The organism is Halomonas sp. NPDC076908 (assembly GCF_050269715.1).
In the GTDB taxonomy this organism is placed as follows: Bacteria; Pseudomonadota; Gammaproteobacteria; order Pseudomonadales; family Halomonadaceae; genus Vreelandella.
In genome coordinates this window covers 1-3,194 of the sequence record NZ_JBNNIW010000092.1, presented here as the reverse complement: position 1 = coordinate 3,194, position 3,194 = coordinate 1, and the positions used below count along the sequence as shown (strand labels likewise).

Below are 3,194 nucleotides of genomic sequence, written 5' to 3'. Positions count from 1 at the left end.
GCGTCAAAGAAATGAAGCGCAAGCGACGAGACATGGTGCATCTCCCTTGTTATAAGCCTCGCTTTATACACCATAACTTATGCGGATTCACTTAGGTACAGGCATGCTTGTCTTAGGGCTTGTTTCTGTTGCTGATCTTTTGATCTCCTTGTTGTTTGTTTTTCCAACCATTTTAGGTACAGAGTTGGGTGGAAGGATGAGCGAAAGGCTTTCAATAAGAACATTTCGTATAATCCTCTTGTTAGTGCTTTCAGTTGCAGGCTCGGTAATGATACTAAGATCTATTTATTCAATCTTATAGACAGATATTCTTGATCTCGCTTGAACTGAGCCTCCGAAAATTTAATGCTCAATTCGGGTTTTGAAGGTAAATAGAAATACTAAGCTGGTGCTCTCTTTGATTTTGGAGGCCTTTATGAGCCGCGAGCTCAATCCCACTCAAGCATTTCGTTTAGGGCGCCTGTATTATGGCTCTGAATTGCAAATGCCGTTAAGTGCGTATGCTTATGCACAGTCAGTGATATTAGCCGACCTGATGGCGTGGAAGAAACGGTTAATTGTGTAAGGTATTCCCGTACCTCGTCGTTGCCGTCCAGCCCGGTTTGTGGCGCCCAGTGTTGCACGCAGAGGCAGTATCCGCCAGGGATGAAAAGTAGGTCTCAGTTTTCAGTTACAACTGCTGTTAATATATAATTTAATACTTACCTAGTAGCCAGTGAAGGTGGGTTCTTTGGCTCACTTAATCATCATAAGTGCTAAATTTAGTTAATATTTGATAGTTTCTTAAGTAAATATAAAAGCTGCTCATATTGTTCAATTCCGAAATCATCAGCAATCTGGCGATGTATAATCAGCGCCTCCCCTACAAGTGGCTTCATCCACCTACGGCCATACTCTGTCAGTTCTATATTCCTCGCACGAGCATCGGAACCGCTAGTAGTTCGAATAGTATAACCTTGGTTTTCCAATGATTTTATAATTCTGGAAATGCTAACTTTGTGTATGCATGCAAGCGCGGCAATATCAACAGAGGTAAGAGAGCCGTGATCATACAATATCCGAAGAACCCTCCACTGTTGTTCAGAAAGACCTTCGCGATTCAATAGTTTTCTAAATCTCGACACAACTGCTTCTCGGCCGCGGGTACAAGCCACTGCTAACGAACGATCGACATACGCCATGTCGTTGAGGTTTTCCAAAGGTGACTCTTCAATGCCATGGTACTGACTCATGTATTGATCCTTGTGATTAACTTCTCGCCTATGAAAGAAACTAAATTGCTTGCCAAGGTATTATATCATTACTGAATGGAAGATATGAGGATGCGCGGATGAATCGCCCCGAGTGTCGTAGACACCTTTAGGTCTTTTATTTGGGTTTTGAGGAGGTTGCCCTGTTGCCTGACTGGAGGATTTGAGCTCTAAGTAAAGATTCTTATCCAGTAAAATGGTGTTACATCACATTTCGCTAAACCACCCAGGTAGAGCGCACAAAAAAGCCGCCAAGCGAAACTTCAGGCGGCATTAGAACGGGTTAATACGTGGTGCTATTGAGGCTGTAAAGTGGATACTTCTGGTCGCCAGAATAAATTTTGGCCAAGACGGCTGAAGCCCCATTGGCTTTTGGTACGAAACGCTCGCATTTGGTTATCGGCCATTGCACTTTGCCCGTCGGCATCACGAATATAACGAGCGAGTGTTATGGCTGCTTTCTGGCCGTAGCGCGCACCCGGTGACGCGCATGTCCAAACATGCCGTAGCATAATAGCTAGGTCAGGCGCGTGCTTATCCAAATACGCCAGCCCATAGGCGCAGGCTTCTAAGGTAAAGGCATCGTGGCTGCAAAGCTTCCAGGCGGCATTTGGTTTGCCTTTAGAGTCGTAAGTGTAGGTCTTCCCAATATCATGCAATAACCCCGCGACAAAACACGTTTCCTGCATCAGGCGCGACATAGCGGGCTCGTTAAGACGTAGCATTGCCACGGCATTGTTAGCGACGTTCAACGAATGCTCTAGCAAACCGCCCGGGTAGACATGGTGATAATTGACGCTGGCCGGCGCATTCAAAAAAGCTTCAAGACGATCTTTACGTTCCAGTACGCGCGTCAAAAATGCCCGGAGCTGTTCTGATTTAAGCGACTGCACGGTTGCGACTAAATGATCGAATACCTCTGGTATTGGGCAATACACCCGTGGCAACGACTGTAGTGTATTCAACGTGATCACTTCCTCTCGGGTCGTCTTGCGAAACTCATCAAGAATGAATTGGCCTGACAAACACTTCACTCCGGAAGCGGTAACAAAGTCCAAATGACCGATGCGCTCAGGTACCGTTGTTTTGCTCAAGTTGAGCATTGCGATTTGATCCCCCATGCAATCGCTTAGCCGCAGTTTTAAGAAGGGCGTTTTCGCGTTATCAAACTCAACCACGCGTCCGGTAAGGCGGTAAGTGCCCGTGAAGGTGCGCGACAGGTGGGTAGAGGCGTTATCAAGCCGTTTCATGACGATGCTCCTGCTGGGGCTTGGTAGGCGTGGTATTGCCGAGCAAGCGCTCAAAGGCTGACCCATCCATTCGGGTGGCATTGGGGACGTAACGCGAATAAACCTTAAACAGCATCTCGGTGGAGCTGTGGCCCAGCATTCGAGCCACCCATTCCGGGTTTTCGCCAGAAGCCAAAAAGAGTGTCGCGGCGGTATGGCGTGTTTGATAAGGCCGGCGTTTGGTCAGCCCAAGAGACTTCAGCAAGGGATACCACACGCGCTTCGTCACGTTATTGTGATCAAGCGGCTGCCCCAACTGATTACAGAACACGTACTTACTCATATGCCCAGTGGCGGCGTACTGCGTTTTGAGGGCGTCATACACCTGCCCGAACATGGGGATTTCTCGTTGCGACCCGTCGGTCTTGGTGTATTCCGTTTCGCCATTGATCAATGTTTCGCGTACTAAGATTTCCCGCTTAGCAAAATCAACGTTTTTCCACTTCAACCCATCGACTTCACCGGTGCGCATGCCGGTAAAGAAGCGCACCGTGTAATAGTTGCAATAGTCTGCGCGGACGTTATCGATGATGCGTTGCACCTCATGTAGCGAAAACGGCGTCTTGAATTTTCTGGGCACGAGGATATAGCGAAAGGTCTGGAGGCGGATATTTATTTTGCCCACCCTTATGCATCATGGGAACGAGGGATCAAT

At 47.6% G+C, this 3,194-nt stretch carries 4 protein-coding genes; 1 reads left to right on the top strand and 3 read right to left on the bottom strand.

Going from position 1 to position 3,194, the window contains the following annotated elements; genetic code table 11:
- Nucleotides 1-415 precede the first annotated feature (415 nt).
- Nucleotides 416-565: a hypothetical protein gene (locus ACQKE4_RS20425; RefSeq protein ID WP_427390068.1), complete on the top strand. Its 150-nt coding sequence runs from the start codon at nucleotides 416-418 to the stop codon at nucleotides 563-565.
- Between the two features lie 196 nt (nucleotides 566-761).
- Here ACQKE4_RS20425 and ACQKE4_RS20420 read toward each other — a convergent pair whose 3' ends face one another.
- The 3 genes from ACQKE4_RS20420 to ACQKE4_RS20410 all read right to left on the bottom strand — a co-directional run bounded on the left by ACQKE4_RS20420 (nucleotide 762) and on the right by ACQKE4_RS20410 (nucleotide 3,080).
- Complete coding sequence (locus tag ACQKE4_RS20420) at nucleotides 762-1,232, bottom strand: MarR family transcriptional regulator (RefSeq protein ID WP_427390067.1); 471 nt, start codon at nucleotides 1,230-1,232, stop codon at nucleotides 762-764.
- A 314-nt stretch (nucleotides 1,233-1,546) separates the two neighbouring features.
- Nucleotides 1,547-2,500, bottom strand: coding sequence for a TraI domain-containing protein (locus ACQKE4_RS20415; RefSeq protein ID WP_427390066.1), 954 nt, complete (start codon nucleotides 2,498-2,500; stop codon nucleotides 1,547-1,549).
- Nucleotides 2,487-3,080, bottom strand: coding sequence for a site-specific integrase (locus ACQKE4_RS20410; RefSeq protein WP_427390069.1), 594 nt, complete (start codon nucleotides 3,078-3,080; stop codon nucleotides 2,487-2,489). The genes ACQKE4_RS20415 and ACQKE4_RS20410 overlap by 14 nt, the downstream gene beginning before the upstream one ends.
- Between the last annotated feature and the right edge of the window lie 114 nt (nucleotides 3,081-3,194).

What these genes read in the sequence shown, in the direction of transcription:
- ACQKE4_RS20420 (WP_427390067.1), bottom strand. Translation starts at nt 1,232, where the DNA reads ATGAGTCAGTACCATGGCATTGAAGAGTCACCTTTGGAAAACCTCAAC.
- ACQKE4_RS20415 (WP_427390066.1), bottom strand. Translation starts at nt 2,500, where the DNA reads ATGAAACGGCTTGATAACGCCTCTACCCACCTGTCGCGCACCTTCACG.
- ACQKE4_RS20425 (WP_427390068.1), top strand. Translation starts at nt 416, where the DNA reads ATGAGCCGCGAGCTCAATCCCACTCAAGCATTTCGTTTAGGGCGCCTG.